Origin of the sequence: Bradyrhizobium sp. ORS 86 (genome assembly GCF_045571475.1) — a bacterium.
Classification (GTDB): domain Bacteria; phylum Pseudomonadota; class Alphaproteobacteria; order Rhizobiales; family Xanthobacteraceae; genus Bradyrhizobium.
The window spans coordinates 6,608,391-6,626,166 of record NZ_CP120699.1; the positions used below are offsets into that span (position 1 = coordinate 6,608,391).

At 65.9% G+C, this 17,776-nt stretch carries 16 protein-coding genes; 6 read left to right on the forward strand and 10 right to left on the reverse strand.

Features of this window, described 5'->3' with window-relative positions:
- The first annotated feature begins 14 nt into the window (after positions 1–14).
- A complete protein-coding gene (locus P6U25_RS30440; RefSeq protein ID WP_407148436.1) occupies positions 15–1,583 on the forward strand; it encodes a GMC family oxidoreductase in 1,569 nt (522 codons plus the stop codon).
- 72 nt (positions 1,584–1,655) lie between these two features.
- Here the strand turns inward: P6U25_RS30440 and P6U25_RS30445 are convergent, their stop codons facing one another.
- Positions 1,656–1,967, reverse strand: a complete 312-nt coding sequence (locus P6U25_RS30445) for a ribbon-helix-helix domain-containing protein (RefSeq protein WP_407148437.1) — start codon at positions 1,965–1,967, stop codon at positions 1,656–1,658.
- A gap of 230 nt (positions 1,968–2,197) precedes the next feature.
- Between P6U25_RS30445 and mutL the strand changes: the two genes are divergently transcribed.
- Complete coding sequence (mutL, locus tag P6U25_RS30450) at positions 2,198–4,012, forward strand: DNA mismatch repair endonuclease MutL (RefSeq protein WP_407148438.1); 1,815 nt, start codon at positions 2,198–2,200, stop codon at positions 4,010–4,012.
- Between the two features lie 136 nt (positions 4,013–4,148).
- On the opposite strand, the gene rsmD is transcribed toward mutL, so the two are convergent.
- Both rsmD and P6U25_RS30460 read right to left on the reverse strand, forming a co-directional pair.
- Positions 4,149–4,703 carry a 16S rRNA (guanine(966)-N(2))-methyltransferase RsmD gene (gene rsmD / locus P6U25_RS30455; RefSeq protein ID WP_407148439.1) on the reverse strand — a complete coding sequence of 185 codons (555 nt, stop codon included), beginning with the start codon at positions 4,701–4,703 and terminating at the stop codon, positions 4,149–4,151.
- A 195-nt stretch (positions 4,704–4,898) separates the two neighbouring features.
- Entirely contained in the window at positions 4,899–6,887 is a 1,989-nt protein-coding gene (locus P6U25_RS30460; RefSeq protein ID WP_407148440.1) for a pseudouridine synthase, read from the reverse strand.
- Between the two features lie 110 nt (positions 6,888–6,997).
- Here P6U25_RS30460 and P6U25_RS30465 point away from each other — a divergent pair, with 110 nt between their 5' ends.
- Positions 6,998–7,456: a nucleoside deaminase gene (locus P6U25_RS30465; protein WP_407152661.1), complete on the forward strand. Its 459-nt coding sequence runs from the start codon at positions 6,998–7,000 to the stop codon at positions 7,454–7,456.
- Positions 7,457–7,728: 272 nt separating this feature from the next.
- Here the strand turns inward: P6U25_RS30465 and P6U25_RS30470 are convergent, their stop codons facing one another.
- Complete coding sequence (locus P6U25_RS30470) at positions 7,729–8,631, reverse strand: alpha/beta fold hydrolase (protein ID WP_407148441.1); 903 nt, start codon at positions 8,629–8,631, stop codon at positions 7,729–7,731.
- A gap of 123 nt (positions 8,632–8,754) precedes the next feature.
- Here P6U25_RS30470 and P6U25_RS30475 point away from each other — a divergent pair, with 123 nt between their 5' ends.
- Entirely contained in the window at positions 8,755–9,987 is a 1,233-nt protein-coding gene (locus tag P6U25_RS30475; RefSeq protein ID WP_407148442.1) for an acyl-CoA dehydrogenase family protein, read from the forward strand.
- A gap of 134 nt (positions 9,988–10,121) precedes the next feature.
- On the opposite strand, the gene purD is transcribed toward P6U25_RS30475, so the two are convergent.
- Positions 10,122–11,405: a phosphoribosylamine--glycine ligase gene (purD, locus tag P6U25_RS30480; RefSeq protein WP_407148443.1), complete on the reverse strand. Its 1,284-nt coding sequence runs from the start codon at positions 11,403–11,405 to the stop codon at positions 10,122–10,124.
- Positions 11,406–11,569: 164 nt separating this feature from the next.
- On the opposite strand from purD, the gene xseA reads away from it, so the two are divergent.
- The gene (gene xseA / locus P6U25_RS30485; protein ID WP_407148444.1) at positions 11,570–13,189 is read left to right on the forward strand and encodes an exodeoxyribonuclease VII large subunit; all 1,620 of its coding nucleotides are present in this window, start codon (positions 11,570–11,572) and stop codon (positions 13,187–13,189) included.
- Positions 13,190–13,240: 51 nt separating this feature from the next.
- Here xseA and P6U25_RS30490 read toward each other — a convergent pair whose 3' ends face one another.
- Positions 13,241–14,074: a dienelactone hydrolase family protein gene (locus P6U25_RS30490; RefSeq protein WP_407148445.1), complete on the reverse strand. Its 834-nt coding sequence runs from the start codon at positions 14,072–14,074 to the stop codon at positions 13,241–13,243.
- A gap of 186 nt (positions 14,075–14,260) precedes the next feature.
- Between P6U25_RS30490 and P6U25_RS30495 the strand changes: the two genes are divergently transcribed.
- Positions 14,261–14,488 (forward strand): DUF2093 domain-containing protein, encoded by a 228-nt coding sequence (locus P6U25_RS30495; RefSeq protein ID WP_407148446.1) that lies wholly within the window; start codon positions 14,261–14,263, stop codon positions 14,486–14,488.
- 2 nt (positions 14,489–14,490) lie between these two features.
- Here P6U25_RS30495 and lpxK read toward each other — a convergent pair whose 3' ends face one another.
- Genes lpxK through P6U25_RS30515 form a run of 4 tightly spaced genes read right to left on the reverse strand, consistent with a single transcriptional unit; the run spans position 14,491 to position 17,761 of the window.
- Positions 14,491–15,513, reverse strand: coding sequence for a tetraacyldisaccharide 4'-kinase (gene lpxK / locus P6U25_RS30500; RefSeq protein ID WP_407148447.1), 1,023 nt, complete (start codon positions 15,511–15,513; stop codon positions 14,491–14,493).
- Positions 15,506–16,840, reverse strand: a complete 1,335-nt coding sequence (locus P6U25_RS30505) for a 3-deoxy-D-manno-octulosonic acid transferase (protein ID WP_407148448.1) — start codon at positions 16,838–16,840, stop codon at positions 15,506–15,508. The genes lpxK and P6U25_RS30505 overlap by 8 nt, the downstream gene beginning before the upstream one ends.
- Complete coding sequence (locus P6U25_RS30510; RefSeq protein ID WP_407148449.1) at positions 16,803–17,516, reverse strand: lysophospholipid acyltransferase family protein; 714 nt, start codon at positions 17,514–17,516, stop codon at positions 16,803–16,805. Before P6U25_RS30510 ends, P6U25_RS30505 begins: the two co-directional genes overlap by 38 nt.
- On the reverse strand, positions 17,513–17,761 hold the full coding sequence (locus P6U25_RS30515) for a DUF4170 domain-containing protein (protein ID WP_407148450.1): 249 nt from the start codon (positions 17,759–17,761) through the stop codon (positions 17,513–17,515). Before P6U25_RS30515 ends, P6U25_RS30510 begins: the two co-directional genes overlap by 4 nt.
- Positions 17,762–17,776 lie beyond the last annotated feature (15 nt).

A 17,776-nucleotide genomic window follows, 5' to 3' on the forward strand; every position in this document is an offset into this window, starting at 1 on the left:
AGGGGAGGAACATCATGGCAAAATTCGATTTGAACGACAGCGGCGTGGTCGTGATCGTCGGCTCTGGCGCAGGTGGCGGAACGCTCGGCAATGAATTGGCGCAGAAGGGCGTCAAGGTCGTGATCCTCGAGGCCGGCCCGCGCATCGAGAACCAGGACTTCATCAATGACGAATGGGACAGCTTCAGCCAGCTCGCCTGGTCGGACATGCGCACGACGTCCGGAAGCTGGCGCGTCCACAAGGACTTTCCGAACATTCCGGCCTGGATCGTGAAGGCGGTCGGCGGCTCGACCGTCCACTGGGCGGGCGCCTCGCTGCGCTTCGACGAGCACGAGTTCAGGATCAAGTCGGCCTACGGCAACATCCCCGGCGCCAACCTGCTGGATTGGCCGATCACGCTCGCCGAGATGGAGCCGTACTACGCCAAGGCCGAAGACAAGATGGGCGTGACGCGGACCAACGGCATCCCGGGATTGCCCGGCAACAATAATTTCAAGGTGCTGGAGGCCGGCGCGAAGAGGCTCGGCTACCAGGAGGTCCACACCGGACGGATGGCGATCAACAGCCAGCCGCGTGACGGCCGCGGATCCTGCCAGCAGATCGGCTTCTGCTTCCAGGGCTGCAAGTCCGGCGCCAAATGGTCGACGCTCTACACGGAGATTCCGAAGGGCGAGGCGACCGGCAATCTCGAGGTGCGTCCCAGCAGCATGGTGATCAAGATCGAACACGATCAATCCGGCAAGGTGACCGGCGTGGTCTATGCCGATGCCAGCGGCGCGATGCAGCGGCAAAAGGCCCGCGTGGTCGCGGTCGCCGGCAATTCGATCGAGAGCCCGCGGCTGCTGCTCAACAGCGCCTCGAACATGTTCCCGGACGGTCTCGCCAACTCATCCGGCCAGGTCGGCCGCAACTATATGCGGCACATGACCGGAAGCGTGTACGCGACCTTCGAGAAGTCGGTGCACATGTATCGCGGCACCACGATGGCCGGCATCATCCGCGACGAGGCGAAGAACGACCCGAAGCGCGGCTTTGTCGGCGGCTACGAAATGGAGACATTGTCGCTCGGCCTGCCGTTCATGGCGGCGTTCCTCAATCCCGGCGCATGGGGACGTACCTTCACCAGCGCGATGGAAGGCTATCCGCGGATGGCCGGCATGTGGCTGGTCGGCGAGGACATGCCGCAGGAGACCAATCGCGTCACGCTGGATCCCAAGATCAAGGACAAGTTCGGCATGCCGGTTGCGAGCGTGCATTTCGACGATCATCCGAACGACGTCGCGATGCGTGAGCACGCCTACAAGCAGGGTGCCGCCGTCTACGAAGCGGTCGGAGCCACCGTGACCTATCCCACTCCGCCCTATCCCTCGACCCACAACATGGGCACCAACCGGATGAGCGAGAAGCCGCGGGACGGCGTGGTCAACAAGTTCGGCCAGACCCACGACATCAAGAACCTGTTCATCTCTGACGGCAGCCAGTTCACCTCTGGCGCGGCCTGCAATCCGACGCTGACGATCGTATCGCTGGCGATCCGCCAGGCGGACACCATCGCTGGCGCGATGCAGCGCAAAGAGATCTAGTTCCCTCTGAACTCAAGCGGCCTTGTCTTCCCTGGACAGGGCCGTCCTTTTTTGCGGGATGCGTCCGAGAACCTATTCGGCGGCGTCGAGAATAGGCTGCCCCTGAAATTCAGGAACCGTGGTTGCGCCCTGCGAGCGATAGATCAGGCAGCAGCAGCGCAACAGCGAGGCGAAATTATTGACCTCGCCATGGTGGTTGAGGACTTCGTCATAGAGCGTGGTGAGGAATTTCGCGAGGCTCATTCTCTCCTTCGCGGCAATCTCCTCCAGCGTGTCCCAGAACGACATTTCCAGCCGGATCGAGGTGCAATGGCCGCCAATCCGCAGTGACCGGGTCTGCGATTCATAATTGCGTTGCGGCTGGTGCGAGAACAAATGGCACATGGCTATCCTCCCAGTCGGATTATAATTTTTCTAAACGATATACCTGCGCGCCTGCCCCCACAATCGCCACGTATGGCCTAGCCGCTGGGCACGTGAAGGTGAGTGTCTTCAAGGCGATAGGCCGGCTCCATCCCCAGCTAAAGACAGGCATGCGCACCTCACCCCATGCATTTGACGGCGCGTCCCTCTAGAATGCGCCACGGCTCGAATCTTCCCCGAATCCGACATCCATGCCCGTCCGCCAGCTTCCCGAACAGGTCGTCAACCGCATCGCTGCCGGCGAAGTGGTCGAGCGTCCCGCGAGCGTGGTCAAGGAACTGGTGGAGAACGCGATCGACGCCGGCGCCAGCCGGATCGATATCTTCACCGATGGCGGCGGGCGGCGCCGGATCGGCATCACCGACGACGGCAGCGGCATGACGCGCAGCGATCTTGCGCTCGCGGTCGATCGTCATGCGACCTCCAAGCTCGACGACGAGGACCTGCTCCGCATCCGCACGCTCGGATTCCGCGGCGAGGCGCTGCCGTCGATCGGCGCGGTCGCGAAGCTCGGCATCACCACGCGCCATGCCGGCGAGCCGCACGCCTGGTCGCTGTCGGTCGAAGGCGGCGAGAAGTCGGAGATCATGCCGGCGGCGCTCGGCCAGGGCACCCGCGTCGAGGTCAACGATCTCTTCTACGCGACGCCGGCGCGGCTGAAATTCCTCAAGACCGACCGCACCGAGGCGGAAGCGATCCGCGAGGTGGTGCGGCGCCTCGCGATGGCGCGGCCCGACGTCGCCTTTACGCTCGCGGGCGAGGAGCGTGCGCCGGTCACCTGGGCGGCAGCACTTCCCGGCGCCGCGGGCCGGCTGACGCGGCTCGGCGACATCCTCGGCGCCGACTTCCGCGGCTCTGCCATCGAGGTGCGCTCCGAGCGTGAGGGCGTCGTGGTCGAGGGCTTCGCCGCCGCGCCTTCGCTCACCCGCGCCAATGCGCTCGGGCAATACCTGTTCGTCAACGGCCGCCCGGTGCGCGACAAGTTGATCCTCGGCGCGGTGCGCGCGGCCTATTCCGATTATCTCCCGCGCGACCGCCATCCGGTGGTGGCGCTGTTCGTGACCTGCGATCCGCAGGAGGTCGACGCCAATGTGCATCCGGCCAAGACCGAGGTGCGCTTCCGCAACGCTGGCCTGGTCCGCGCGCTGATCGTGCACGCCTTGAAGGATGGTCTCGCCCGCGAGGGCAAGCGCACCGCAGCCAATACCGATGGCGCGGCGCTATCAGCATTTCGTCCCGCATTCACGCCGCCACCCCGCCCCGGCAATTGGGACTGGCGCAGTTCACCGTCATTCCCGGTCAATCCGGTGCGCGCGTTCGATGGCGCGGCGACCGCCTTCGCCGAGCCGGGACAGGCCGCCTTCGACGTCGGCGCACCGACCGCCGATGTGCGCTTCGAGGCAGCGCCCGCGCCTGATCTGCTCGACCGTCCGCTCGGCGCCGCGCGGACGCAAATCCACGAGACCTACATCGTCTCGCAAACCCGCGACGGCCTCATCGTGGTGGACCAGCATGCCGCCCATGAGCGCATCGTCTATGAGAAGCTGAAGGCCTCGCTCGCGAAGAACGGCGTGCAGCGGCAAATTCTCTTGATCCCCGAGATCGTCGAGCTCGACGAGGCGACCGTCGAAAGGCTGCTCGATCGCGCCGAGGAGCTGGCGTCGTTCGGTCTCGCGATCGAGTCGTTCGGCCCTGGCGCGGTCGCGGTGCGCGAAACGCCCTCGCTGCTCGGCAAGGCTAATGCCGCCGGCCTGTTGCGTGATCTCGCCGAGCACATGGCGGAGTGGGACGAGGCGCTGCCGCTGGAGCGACGCCTGATGCATGTCGCCGCTACCATGGCCTGTCACGGCTCGGTCCGCGCCGGCCGGCGGCTCAAACCGGAAGAGATGAACGCGCTGCTCCGCGAGATGGAAGACACGCCGAACTCCGGCCAGTGCAACCATGGCCGCCCGACCTATGTCGAACTGAAGCTGAGCGATATCGAGAAGCTGTTCGGGCGGAGGTAGCTACCCCGTCCCCGACTGTCATCGCCCGGCGTGACCGGGCGATCCAGTACGCCGCGGCGGTTGTGGTCAATCGAGCGGCCTCGGCGTACTGGATCACCCGCATGCGCGGGTGATGACAGCGCTGCAAGCGGCAACATTACGCCTTTCGCAAAAATACGAACTCCGTGTCGTCGTATGCACGCCGCTCGAGCTCCTCAAAACCCTCGGGCGCCGCGAACGCCGCGGCCTTCGCCTCCTCCACCACCAGCAGCGCGCCCGGCGTCAGCCAGCCGCCGTCGCGCAACGAGGCGAGCGCTTTCTCCGCCAGCCCCTTGCCGTAAGGCGGATCAAGGAACACCAGCGAGAACGGCTCGACCGGGTGCGCCGGGCCGAGATCGGTGGCATCGCGGCGATAGACTTTCGTGACACCGCCAAGCCCCAGCGTCTCGACGTTGTTGCGCAACAACGCCCGCGCCTCCGCACCGTTGTCGACGAACAGCGTGAACTTTGCCCCGCGGGAGACCGCCTCGATGCCGAGCGCACCGGTGCCGGCGAACAGGTCGAGCACGCGTGCGTCCAGAATCGGATTGTCGTAGGCGTGGATGAGGATGTTGAACACGGACTCGCGCAACCGGTCCGCAGTCGGCCGGATCTCGCGGCCCGACGGCGCGGCCAGATTGCGGCCCTTCAGTCGTCCCCCAACAACGCGCATCAGACTGCCCCTATGTTCGCCACAGGCGCGGTGCGCTCCCTTCCCCCTTGTGGGGAAGGGTTGGGGAAGGGGGTGCCCCACGGATAGTCTACCCGTGTGGCACCCCCCTCCCTGCCCCTCCCCCACAAGGGGGGAGGGAATAGAGTCTGCATCGGGGTGATTACCGCAAGAAACGCGACAGGCATCGCGAACGCCCTACTCGTCGCGCGGCGTCAGATCACGCTTGCCGTGATAGCCACGCTTCGGCCGACGTGGCGGGCCGTAGCCGTTGGCCTCGTCCTCGTTGCGGGCGCGCGCCTCCTCGCTGCCGGTGCGCTGCACCAGCACGCGGCGGCCCTTGCGGTCGTTGATCACGGCGCGCTTGCTTGCCGGTTTGGACGGCTTCCTGCCGGCCGGCGTGCCGTCGTCTGCGTCGCGTTGCTCCGGCCGCGCGAAATCGGCGCCGGCAAGTTTGGCCACCTTCTCGCCGAGCTGCTCGCGCAGCACCCGCGTCTTGACCTCCTCGACCTGGCCCTCCTCGATCTCGCCAAGCTGGAACGGGCCGTAGGACACCCGGATCAGCCGGTTCACTTCGAGACCGAGATGCGCCATCACGTTGCGCACCTCGCGGTTCTTGCCCTCGCGGATCGCGAACACCACCCAGACATTGGCGCCCTGATCGCGCTCCAGCGTCGCTTCGATCGGCCCGTATTTGACGCCGTCGACCTCGACCCCCTTCTTCAGCTCGTCGAGCTGCGCCTGCGTCACCTCGCCGTGCGCGCGCACGCGATAGCGCCGCAGCCAGCCGGTGTCGGGCAATTCCAGCGTCCGCGCCAGGCCGCCGTCATTGGTGAGCAGCAACAATCCCTCGGTATTGAAGTCGAGCCGGCCGATCGAGATCAGCCGGGGCAGGCCCTCCGGCAGATTGTCGAATACGGTCGGCCGTCCCTCGGGGTCGGCATGCGTCGTCATCAGCCCACGCGGCTTGTGATAGAGGAACAGCCGCGTCCGTTCACGCGGCGGCAACGGCGTTCCATCCACGGCCACGACGTCGTTGGCGGTGACATCGAGCGCCGGCGAATTGATCACGCGCCCGTTCACGGTGACGCGGCCTTGCGTCACCATCTCCTCGGCGTCGCGACGCGAGGCAAGGCCGGCGCGCGCCAGCACCTTGGCGATGCGCTCACCGGATTTCTTCGGCTTCGGCTCGGGACGGCTGCGCCGATCGTCGAAGGAGCGCTCGCGATAGGCGCCGCGCCCGCCGAAGGCCGGGCGCTTCGCGAAGATCTTGCTGTCATCCTCATTGTCGCGGCGCGGACGGTCGGAGAAGCGGCCCTCGCTGCGCGGATGCTCCTGCCAGTCCATGCGGCCTTCGGGCCGTTCGCGACGCCGGGCGTCGCGGCGGTCACCACCTTCATCATCGCGATCCCAGCGCGGCCGGTTGAACTTCGGCCGCTCGCGGAACGGACGGTCACCCTGCTCGCGATCCTCGCGAGACCTTGAAAAACGTGGCCGCTCATCGCCGCCGCGATCGTCGCGCGGCTTGCGGTCGCGCTTCTGCCAGGGCTTTTCGTCGCTGCGGTCGCGGCCCTCGAAGTCGCGGTCGCGCTTGAAACGTGGCCGATCGCCGAAATCACGACGCGGTGCATCGCCATCCTCGCGGCGGCGGAACGGCCGCCCTTCGCCCTTGCCGCCGAATGAGCGCTTGTCGCGATCACCGCGCGAAAACGTCCTGTCATCGAACTTGCGTTCGGCGCGCTCACCACGCGGCGTGTAGGGACGCTTCTCGCGGTCGCGATCGCCATAGGGCCGCTTCTCGCCAAACTTCTTGTCGGCGAAGCGCCCCGCCGGACGCGCAGAGCGTTCGCCGCGCGGGGCCCGGTCGTCGCGATCGAAGTCGCGGCGCTCGCCGCGCGGCTTGAACGCGCGCTTCTCGCCATCGTCGCGCCCACGATCGTCTCGCTTGAAGCGCGGACGGTCACCGTAGTCGCGGCGCGGCGCATCGCCGTCCTCGCGGCGGCGGAACGGGCGGCCTTCGCCCTTGCCGCCGAACGGCCGCTTGTCGCGATCGCCCTTGCCGCCAAAGCTGCGCTTGCCGGACGGCCTGTCCGATCCGCGAGCACCGCCTGAGCGACCCTTTCCGGGAACTCCACGGTCACGCCGGCCGCGCTGGGAATCGTTGTGTTTGTCGCTGTCGCGGGGCATGAAAGTCTCACTTGGGTAAAGATCAAACGGCCACGCGCCCGCTGTCGGCGGCGCACCAAAAGCCGGTATCCACGTTGGCTGAAGGCGAAGCTAGTAGCAGGTTTCTTCCGATGATACGAGGCATGTCGGCCCCTTCTTTCATGGATTTGGCGCTGAAAACGGCCGAAAATGCCGGAAAATCGGGTGAAGTTCCGATCGGATGCGTGATCGTACGCGGTTACGACGTCATCGCCACCGCTAGCAACCGCACGCTGACCGACCGCGACCCGACCGCCCATGCCGAGATTTTGGCGATCCGCCAGGCTGCCGAGGCGATCGGCACCGAGCGGCTGGTCGATTGCGACCTCTACGTCACCCTCGAACCCTGCACCATGTGCGCCGGCGCGATCTCGTTTGCCCGGATCCGCCGGCTGTATTACGGCGCCGCCGACCCCAAGGGCGGCGCGGTCGAATCGGGTGTCCGCTTCTTTGCCCAGCCCACCTGCCACCACGTGCCCGAAATCTATGGTGCGGTGGGAGAGACCGAGGCGGCACGTATGCTGCGGGAGTTCTTCAAGGAGCGGCGGTGACAGCTCGTAGCCCGGATGGAGCGCAGCGCAATCCGGGGCCTTCTCCGCGGAGACCGTCCCAGATTTCGCTCCGCTCCATCCGGGCTACGGTACTGTCATCATCCGCGACCGTCTTCGCCAAGGCTTCGCCGGGGTTAAAGGCTTTGGGCCCGCCGGAGCTTTAGCGAAGGCGGCAAGCGGATGATCCAGTATTCCAGAGACCGTGGTGATCGACCGATAAGCCGCAGCGTACTGGATACCCGCATGCGCGGGTATGACAGGCTGGCTCGTGGCTATGCCAGGAAAAACTCCCGCAGCAGCTTCGCGGTCGCCTGCGGGGCCTCCTCGGTGAGAAAATGCCCGGAGTCCACCGGCGCACCGCTCACATTGGTCGCCCACCTCTTCCAGGTGTCGAGCGGTGTCGTTGCCGCATTGGCGACACCGGCGTCGCCCCACAGCGCCAACATCGGGATCGTGATCTTGTTGCCGGCGTCGACATCGGCCTTGTCGATCTCATAATCGGCATAGGCGCCGGCGCGATAGTCCTCGCACATCGCATGAATGCGCGCGGGATCGCGGAACGGCGCAAGATAATGCTCGAGCGCACGCGGATCGATGGCATCGAGCGTCTTGCTCTTGGTCTGGCTCGCCATCTTCTCCTTGAGGAAGAATTCGCCCTGCCCCGAGATCAGTGTCTCCGGCAACGGATAAGGCTGTGCCAGAAACGCCCAATGGTAGATCTTCAGCGCGGACAGCCGGTTGATGTTCTGCCAGTAATCATAGGTCGGCGCGATATCGAGCACTGCGAGCTTCGACAGCCGGCCGGGATGATCGAGGGCCAGCCGGTATGAGACGCGGCCGCCGCGGTCGTGGCCGGCGAGCGCGAAGTGCACGTGGCCGAGTTGCTCCATCACCTCGACCATGGTCTTCGCCCAGGCCCGCTTGGTGTAGGGCGTATGGTCCTTGTCGCTGTCGGGCATGTCCGACCAGCCGTAACCCGGCAGGTCGGCGATGATCAGCGTGAACTTGTCATCGAGATCAGGCGCGACCTGGTGCCACATCACATGCGTCGAGGAGAAGCCGTGTAGCAGCAACAGCGGCGGGCCCTTGCCGCCGACGCGGGCAAAGATGCGCCCTTGCGAGGTGTTGATCCATTCGGAGGCATAGCCGGGAAAAAGATCAGCGAGATCAGACATCGAAGGCTCCTTCCCTTCGCGGCGCGCGCTGCTTCAAACTTTGTTTGGCGTTGCCGCTGGCTCAGGCGGGGTTTATGCCATCCCGGCGCCCAAGCAACAACAAGACGAAAGCGAGGAAGTGCCATGTCGATCGATTTCGAAATTCCGGCCGAAGCCAAGGCGATCCGCGAGAAGGTGCGCAAATTCGTGCACGATGAATGCATTCCCGCGGAAAAGGAGCTGGATACCAAGCCGCTGGCCGACGTGCTTGCCCCGCTGCGGAAGAAGGCCCGCGCGCAGGGCCTGTGGTGCCCGTTCGTGCCGAAGGAGTATGGCGGCATGGGGCTCGGCCCGCTGGCGAACGCGCTGGTGCAGATGGAGCTCGGCGAAAGCATGCTGGGCGCGCTGGCCTTGAACACGCAGGGCCCCGATGACGCCTCGATGATGACCATCCTCGCGCATGGCACGGAGTATCAGAAGGAGAAGTTCCTCAAGCCGCTGTTGAACGGTGAGAAGCGCATCTGCTTCTCGATGACCGAGAAGGCCGCCGGCGCTGATGCCACCGGCATGCAGACTACCGCCGTGAAGGACGGCAACGAGAACTATATCCTCAACGGCGAGAAATGGTTCTCTTCCTCGGCGAGCGTCGCCGACCTGGCGCTGGTGATGGCGAAGACCGATCCGAACGCGCCGCGCCATAAGCAATATTCGACATTCATCGTCGAGCTGCCGAATCCGGGCTACCGCATCAAGCGCAACGTGCCGAACATGGCAATCGAGGGACCGCATGACGACGTGATCCACGGCGGCCACTCCGAGATCGAGATCAAGGACCTGAAGGTGCCCGCAGACAACCTGCTCGGCGGCGAAGGCAACGGCTTCAACATGGGCCAGCACCGTCTCGCCTACGGCCGGCTGCGCCACGGCATGCACAACGTCGCCAAGGCGCAGCGCGCGCTCGACATGGCGGTCGCCCACGTCACCAAGCGCTCGACCTTCGGCTCGCCCTTGGCCGACCGCCAGGCGGTGCAGTTCATGCTGGCGGACTGCGCGAGCGAGCTCTATATCGGCCGGCTGATGCTGCTGCACATCGCCTACAAGGCCGAGAAGGGCCTCGATATCAGGCAGGAAAACTCGATCGCGAAGATCTTCCATGCCCACATGGTGCACAAGGTGATCGACACCGCGATCCAGCTCCACGGCGCGCTCGGCTACAGCCAGGATACGCCGCTCGCGAGATGGTATACCCAGGTGCGCTCGCAGCGGCTGGTCGACGGTCCCGACGAGGTGCACAAGTGGAAGATCGGCAAGAACGTCATCAAGGCGTTCCGCGAGCACGGCACCACGGCAAGCGCGGCGGGCGGGGATTTGCTGTAGCCCACACCGCGGCGCGATCCCGCACACTCGTCATTGCCGGGCTTGACCCGGCAATCCATCACACAAAAGGATTCTCTCGAAGACGATGGATGCGCGGGTCAAGCCCGCGCATGACACCTTGGGCAAGTGGCGCGCTAACCCTTCGTCTTCTCCGCCTCGACCGCCTGCGAGGCGATGTCGCGCCGGCAGAAGCCGTCGGGCCATTTGATGCGATCGACGGCCTGATAGGCGCGGTCGCGCGCCTCAGTGACGGTCTTGCCCATCGCGCAGACGTTCAGCACGCGGCCGCCATTGGCGAGAACAGCGCCGTCCTTCGCAACCGTGCCGGCGTGGAAGATCTCGACGCCCTCGACCTTGGCGGCGTCATCGAGCCCGTCGATCCGCGTGCCCTTGGTATAGTCGCCAGGATAGCCCTTCGCCGCCATCACCACGGTGAGCGCAGGCTCGGGATACCAGCGCAGATCGAAATTCTTCAGTTGCCCGTCGATTGCGGCGAGCAGCGCCGGCACGATGTCGGACATCATCCGCAGCATCAGCACCTGGCACTCGGGATCGCCGAAGCGGACATTGTATTCGAACAGCTTTGGGCCCTGCGCGGTCAGCATCACGCCGGCATAGAGCACGCCCTTGAACGGCGTGCCGCGGCTCTTCATCCCGGCAATCGTCGGCAGGATGATCCGCGCCATGATCTGGTCGTGGACCTCTGGCGTGACGAACGGCGTCGGCGAATAGGCGCCCATGCCGCCGGTGTTCGGCCCTTCGTCGTGATCGAAGGCCCGCTTGTGGTCCTGCGCGGACGCGAGCGGGATCGCGGTTTCGCCATCGCACAGCGCGAAGAAGCTGATCTCGCGTCCCGACAGGTATTCCTCGATCACGACCTCGGTGCCGGCCGCGCCAAACGCACCCTCGAACATCATGGCGATTGCAGCCTCGGCGTCAGCCAGCGTCTTCGCGACCACGACGCCCTTGCCGGCGGCAAGGCCGTCGGCCTTGACCACGATCGGCGCGCCCTGCGCTCGAACGTAGGCCAGCGCATCGTTCGCATTGTCGAAGCGGCGATAGGCACCGGTCGGAATGTTGAACTCACTGCAGAGATCCTTGGTGAACCCCTTCGAGCCTTCGAGCTGGGCGGCCTGCTTGCGCGGCCCGAAGGCCTTGATCCCCACGGCCGCGAGATCGTCGACGATGCCGGCGGCGAGCGGCGTCTCCGGGCCGACCACGACCAGATCCACCGCATTGCGCTTGCAGAATTCGATCACCGCCGCGTGGTCGGCAACATTGAGCGCGACGCATTCGGCCTCGCGCGCCATTCCGGCATTGCCCGGCGCACACCAGAGTTTCGTCACCAGCGGAGACGCTGCGATCTTCCACGCCAGCGCGTGTTCGCGGCCGCCGGAACCGAGCAGGAGGATGTTCATATCTCTCGCCAATTGAGGGGTTGTAACGCCATTTTGTTCGGTTTAGCACGACCCCGGATCGCAGCAATGCACGGTTCGATCCGATGTGGATATGTGATTCGAAACTCGAAATAGGACGTTCGGACCTTGCGCACGAGGTCGAAAACCCCGATTCTATGCGCTAAATGACCGCTGCTCCGAATCTCCTCAACGCGCCTGAATTCACCGTTTCGGAACTCTCCTCCGCGCTGAAACGGACGGTGGAGGACCGATTCGGCCATGTCCGCGTCCGCGGCGAGATCTCCGGTTTCCGCGGCCCGCATTCCTCCGGCCACTGCTATTTCGCGCTGAAGGACGAGACCGCGAAGATCGAGGCGGTGATCTGGAAGTTCGCCCATGCCCGGATGCGCTTCAAGCCGCAGGAAGGGCTCGAGGTCATCGCGACCGGCAAGCTGACGACCTATCCGAACTCCTCGAAATACCAGATCGTCATCGAATCGCTGGAGCCGGCCGGCGTCGGCGCGCTGATGGCGCTGATGGAGGAACGCAAGAAGAAGCTCGCGGCCGAAGGTCTGTTCGACGAGGCGCGCAAGCAGCTCCTGCCCTGGCTGCCGGAGGTGATCGGCGTCGTCACCTCGCCGACCGGCGCCGTGATCCGCGACATCTTGCACCGGCTGGAGGATCGCTTTCCCCGCAGCGTGCTGGTCTGGCCGGTCAAGGTGCAGGGCGACGGCTCCGCCGAGCAGGTTGCCGCCGCGATCCGCGGCTTCAACGCGCTGCCCGAGGGCGGCCGGGTGCCGCGACCCGACCTGCTGATCGTCGCGCGTGGCGGCGGATCGCTGGAGGACCTCTGGTCGTTCAACGAGGAGATCGTGGTCCGCGCCGCGGCCGAGAGCCATATCCCGCTGATCTCAGCGGTCGGCCACGAGACCGATATCACGCTGATCGACTTCGTCGCCGACAAGCGCGCGCCGACGCCGACGGCGGCCGCCGAGATGGCGGTGCCGGTGCGGAGTGAGCTGTTCGTCGAGGTCACCGCGCTCGCCCGCCGCGTCATGGTGTGCTGGCAGCGCGGCCAGGAGGCCCGCCGCAACGAGCTGCGTGCCGCGGCGCGTGCGCTACCTGCGGCGAGCGAATTGCTCGCGATCCCGAGGCAACGGCTCGATCACCTCGGCGCAGCCTTGCCGCGCGGGCTGAAGGCCAACACCCATGCACATTTCCGCCGCTTCGCCACCAGCAGCGCGCGGTTGACCATCGGCGTGCTGCGCGGCCAGGTCACACACGCACGGCAGCGGCTGACCGTCTGCGGCGAACGCATCGACCTGTCGGCGCGCTCGCTGTTGCGCAGTCGGCGCGAGCGGTTTGGCGGGCTCGAGATCCGGCTGAAGGCCTCGAAGCTCGCCAATGCAAAGGCCCAGCGCAACGCGATCGCGCGTGACCTCGAGCGCACCCACCGCCTCGCCGAGCGCGCCCGGCGTGCGCTGACAACAGCGATGCAGCGGCTCGAGGCGCGGGTTGTCCATAGCGGGCAGTTGCTGTCGGCGCTGTCCTATCGCGGCGTGCTGGCGCGCGGCTTTGCGCTGGTGCGCGACGAACGCGGCCATGCGGTTCACTCAGCCGCCGCCGTGGGCCCAGGCGCCAATCTCTCGATCGAGTTTGCCGACGGCCGCGTCGCCGCCACTGCCGATGCGGATCGGGCTCCGGCGACGGCGGTGCCCGCCAGCGAGCCGAAAGCGCCCCGCGAGACCAAGCCTGCGGCGCCCAAGCGCACCGCAAAGCCGGTCGATCAGGGCAGCCTCTTCTAGACGCGTTTTCTTCACGCGAACCGGTGCCCACCTCGCTGGAAACGCTCACGTCTAGCGCGATAGCCATTCGGCGACGCGCTTTTGCGCGTCCTCGCGCGCACTCGCGTCGGTTCCGACGTGACCATGCTCGATGGTCGCGGCATCGGATGAGACGCCGATCGCGCGCAGCGGCACGTTGGCGCGATCGAAACCGTGATAGGCCTCGGGATAGACCACGATCCTGGCAAGCGCGCTGCGGCCGCGCGCGCCGTCAACCATCTGATGGCAGGCCGACGCCGACGAGACATCGTCGCGCCCGCCGATCAGGACCAGCGTCGGCACCCGTGCGCTCCAGCCGAGGCCGGACGAGGTGCGGCAATCCGGATAAAAGGCGACCGCCGAACGGAAATCCGGATCGACGGTGCGCGACCACATTTGCGGCCGCACCGCCCACAGCAAGGCGCCGGCACCGTTGCCCCAGCCCACCAGGCTGATGCGGTTGCGGGCCACCCATTTCTGCTGCACCAGCCACTGCCGCGCCGCGTTGATGTCGGCGACCCGCTGGCGCCGGATCTGCACCTGATGTTCCTTGACGCGGCACTGCGGGCCGAGCTGGTGCGAGCCGTAGCTGTCGGGCATCAGCACCGCGTGGCCGGTCGTCAGCAGTTGCTCGGCCCAGTCGCGATAGCGCGGCAGCACCGGTTCGGTGCGGCTGGTCAGGCCGGCGCAGCCATGTAGCGCGATCACGGTCGGAAACGGTCCGTCCCCCGCGGGCCGATAGAGCTGCGCGTGCAGCGTGCCGCTGCCTTCGGGGATCTCGACCTGATGAGGGGCTGGGAGTGGCGTGGCGGCCGCGACCGGCGCGGCAATCATCGCCAGGAACATGAAAACCGACTTGAAGTGCATCCGATCCGGCCGGCCCGTTATAGTGCTGAAAACACAGCGAACCATACGCGCAAGGCTACCATGCGCGTCTGCCGCCAAATCATCACAAGTCGGTGGTTTAACGGACGGACACGCCGCCCTATCTATGATAGACGGTTTCATGAACATCCAGTAAGCCTCATGTGAGGCAAGGCGGAGAGCTCAATCGTGCTGAACAAGTTCGGTCCCTCGGGGCACGGCGAAGCGCAGGTGCAATACCTGGACGGCGATTTCCGCGTGATCTCGCCCGGCACCTTCGTGCGCTGCGCGATATCCGATGCGCGAATCCCGCTCGACGAGCTGAAGTACTGGAGCGTTGACTTGCAGGAAGCCTACGCCACTCCGGGCGCCGTGCTGCAGCGGCATTTCCCCGACGCACTGAAACCGCAGGGCTAGGCTCACGAGCTCAATTTCCTCTGCCTCGCCTTGAAAAGCTGATCGGTCACCAAGCGCCGCAGCGCTGACACATCCCCGAACTGCAGGGTCACCGCGAACGGCACGATCGCCTGCGCCCAGGCCGGCATTCCGCCCGCGGTGCGCAAGCGCGCAAGATCCTTTTCCGTCGTCACCAGCATCAGGCCGTCCCGGCGAGCGTCTGCAACAAGCCCGTCGATCTCGCCCTTGGTAAAGGCGTGATGATCCGCGAAGGCGCGGCTCCGCACCACGTCGACACCGCTTGAGCGCAGCGTGTTGAAGAAGCGCGCGGGATCGCCGATGCCGGCAAAGGCGAGCGCGCGTTTGCCGCGCAGCGCTGCGAGCGAGGCTTCATCGGGTTTCAGCTCCGCCCGCAGCACAGGCTTGCCACGCGACGAAATCTCGGCCGCGACCTTTTTCGCAGCACTCCCCTCGCCGACCACGATCAGTGCGTCGGTGCGCGCCAGTTGCGGCGGCAGCGGCGCGCGCAAGGGACCGGCCGGGAACACGCAACCATTGCCGAGCCCGCGATTGCCGTCGATGACGATGAATGAGGCATCCTTGACCACGGATGGATTCTGGAAGCCGTCGTCCATCAGGATCACGGTGGCGTCCTGCGCCCGCGCCAGCGCGAGGCCTTCGGCGCGTTCGCGCGAAACCACGACCGGCAAGGTCGCCGCCATCATCAGCGGCTCGTCGCCGACATCGGCCGCGGTGTGACGGTCGGGATCGACCTTGACCGGACCACGCAGCCTGCCGCCATAGCCGCGGCTGAGCACCACCGGCCGCTCGTCGAGCTCGCGCAGTAACTTCGCGAGCGCGAGCACGGTCGGCGTCTTGCCGGCGCCGCCGACATGATAGTTACCGATACAAAAGACCGGAATGCCGGCATCGACGCCGCCGCGCTGCATGCGCCGGGCGGCCACCGCGCCGTAAAACGCGGCGAGTGGTCTCAACAGATGCGATATCCAAGACGAAGGCCGGTACCAGAAGGCCGGCTCACGCATTGGCGGCTCCCATCTCGAGCCGCAACTGCAGCAGATAGGGCTCCAGCGCCGTCAGCGTGCGTTCCAGCGCGCCGCCAAGCTGCTCGACGACGCGCTCGGACGCCCCGAGCGAAGCGTCGCGCGCCGCGGGGTCGGCCAGGAACTGGCCGAGCTGCTTGACCAGCGCTTCCCGATCATCGGTGCGCCTTGCGCCACCGGACCGATCGAGCGCCTCATAGACGTCGGTGAAGTTGAACACATGTGGACCATGCACGATCACTGCACCGAGCTTGATCGCCTCGATCGGGTTCTGGCCGCCATGGGGGACCAGTGAGCCGCCCATGAACACGATCGGTGCCAGCCGATAGAACAGGCCGAGCTCGCCCATCGTATCAGCGACATAGATGTCTGTGGTCGCGACCGGCAGGTCCTCATGCGAGCGCAGGCCAGGCCGCAGGCCCGCGGCGGTGACGAGCTGCCCGACCGCCTCGCCGCGATGGGCGTGGCGCGGCACGATCACCGTGAGCAACCCGGGGAAGAATCCCGACAGCGCCTTGTGCGCCTCGATCAGGATCTCTTCCTCGCCCGGATGGGTGGAGGCCGCCACCACGATCGGGCGGCCGCGGGTCACCGACATCAGCCGTTCCAGCTTGGCAGGATCGGCCGGCGGCGCCGGAACATCCAGCTTGAGATTGCCTGTCGTGACGACGCGGCGACTGCCGAGCGCGGCGAAGCGTTCCGCATCGGTATCCGACTGGGCGAGGCAGATGTCGAACCGGCCGAGCAAAGCGGAGATGGTGTTGGAGAGCCGGCGCCAGCGCGGGAACGAGCGCTGCGACATCCGCCCGTTGATCAGCACCATCGGCAGCCGCCGGGCGGCGCTCGACAGGATCAGGTTCGGCCACAAGTCCGATTCGATGAACAGCGCCAGCGACGGTCGCCAGTGATCGAGGAAACGCCCGACATAACGCGGCGAATCATACGGCACGTATTGGTGGATCACATCGGGCGGGAAACGTTTTGTCACGATCGCCGCCGACGTCACCGTGCCCGAGGTGAGGAGGATGCGCAGGTTGAAGGCGCGCAGTCGTTCGATCAGCGCCGCCGCCGCCAGCACCTCGCCGACGCTTGCGCCGTGAATCCAGACCAGCGGGCCGTGCGGCCGGACGTCGTCGCTCATGCCGCGCCGCTCGCCGACCCGTGCGGGATCTTCCTTGCCGAGGCTCAGACGTCGTTTGATCAGAGCAGGCGCGAGCGGCACCATCGCAGACGACAGCTTGCGATACACACGCAACGTCATCGGGAGCGAGCTAGCCAAGCGCTGCCTCCGGCCGCCCGACCGCGGCATAGGCGCGTCGGGTCGCTTCGTTCAGAAGAAACTCCACGTGCTGCCGAAGCTTTTCCATGGTCGCGGGATCGGCATCGGGCGGCACGTAGACCGGCTCAATACCTACCACTGCGCCCCGCCCAAATGGCAAATTGATGGTGGTGGAATCCCAGTTTTTCAACCGGATGAAGCGGCTGGTCACCATCGCGAAGGCGAGGATCGGCCGGCCGGTTTCCCGAGCCAGCATGATGGGGCCGAGCCCGGCCACCCGCGCCCGCTTCGGCACATCCGCCGTGGTCGCGACGTTCCAGCCCTCTTCCAGCGCCCGCCCCATCTCCTTGAAGGCACCGACCCCGCCCTTGCGATTGAAGGCACCGGAATGATCGCCGGAACCGCGGATGGTGCCGATCCCGAGCCGCTCGACCGCAAGCGCGTTGAACTCGCCGTCAGGGTGCCGGGAGATCAGCACCTTGGTGCGATAGCTCTCCTTGATCTTGATGAACGGCGTCATCAGGTGCTGGCCGTGCCAGAACACGAAGATGCCCGGCATCATCGGCTCGACCTGCTCATAGACGTCGGGCGGGTCGTAGCTGAAGCGGTTGGTAAGCCAGACCAGCCGCAAATACTCGGCCGCAAGCACACCCAGCGCGCGCTGCACGAAGGCGCTGCGCAGCAAATCGCGAAAAAGGCGTTTCAATGGGAGTGCTTTGCGTCCTGCTCAGGGTCGAGCAACCGGTGGAGGTGAACAACGAAATAGCGCATGTGGGCGTTGTCCACCGTCTGCTGCGCCTTCGCCTTCCAGGCGGCGTAGGCGGTCGCATAGTTCGGGTACACCCCGACGATGTCGACTTCGTCCAGGTTCTTGAAGGTGTTGTGTTCGAGATCGGTCAACTCGCCACCGATGACGAGGTGGAGCAGTTGCGGCTGGGCATTGTCTGACATGATGGCCTTTTCCTA

Excerpts from the sequence above, each read along its gene's own strand:
- P6U25_RS30475 (WP_407148442.1), top strand. The coding sequence starts at position 8,755 with ATGTCGATCGATTTCGAAATTCCGGCCGAAGCCAAGGCGATCCGCGAG.
- P6U25_RS30465 (WP_407152661.1), top strand. The coding sequence starts at position 6,998 with ATGATACGAGGCATGTCGGCCCCTTCTTTCATGGATTTGGCGCTGAAA.
- purD (WP_407148443.1), bottom strand. The coding sequence starts at position 11,405 with ATGAACATCCTCCTGCTCGGTTCCGGCGGCCGCGAACACGCGCTGGCG.
- P6U25_RS30505 (WP_407148448.1), bottom strand. The coding sequence starts at position 16,840 with ATGCCGCGGTCGGGCGGCCGGAGGCAGCGCTTGGCTAGCTCGCTCCCG.
- P6U25_RS30490 (WP_407148445.1), bottom strand. The coding sequence starts at position 14,074 with ATGCACTTCAAGTCGGTTTTCATGTTCCTGGCGATGATTGCCGCGCCG.
- P6U25_RS30515 (WP_407148450.1), bottom strand. The coding sequence starts at position 17,761 with ATGTCAGACAATGCCCAGCCGCAACTGCTCCACCTCGTCATCGGTGGC.
- P6U25_RS30470 (WP_407148441.1), bottom strand. The coding sequence starts at position 8,631 with ATGTCTGATCTCGCTGATCTTTTTCCCGGCTATGCCTCCGAATGGATC.
- P6U25_RS30460 (WP_407148440.1), bottom strand. The coding sequence starts at position 6,887 with ATGCCCCGCGACAGCGACAAACACAACGATTCCCAGCGCGGCCGGCGT.
- lpxK (WP_407148447.1), bottom strand. The coding sequence starts at position 15,513 with ATGCGTGAGCCGGCCTTCTGGTACCGGCCTTCGTCTTGGATATCGCAT.
- rsmD (WP_407148439.1), bottom strand. The coding sequence starts at position 4,703 with ATGCGCGTTGTTGGGGGACGACTGAAGGGCCGCAATCTGGCCGCGCCG.
- xseA (WP_407148444.1), top strand. The coding sequence starts at position 11,570 with ATGACCGCTGCTCCGAATCTCCTCAACGCGCCTGAATTCACCGTTTCG.
- mutL (WP_407148438.1), top strand. The coding sequence starts at position 2,198 with ATGCCCGTCCGCCAGCTTCCCGAACAGGTCGTCAACCGCATCGCTGCC.
- P6U25_RS30445 (WP_407148437.1), bottom strand. The coding sequence starts at position 1,967 with ATGTGCCATTTGTTCTCGCACCAGCCGCAACGCAATTATGAATCGCAG.
- P6U25_RS30440 (WP_407148436.1), top strand. The coding sequence starts at position 15 with ATGGCAAAATTCGATTTGAACGACAGCGGCGTGGTCGTGATCGTCGGC.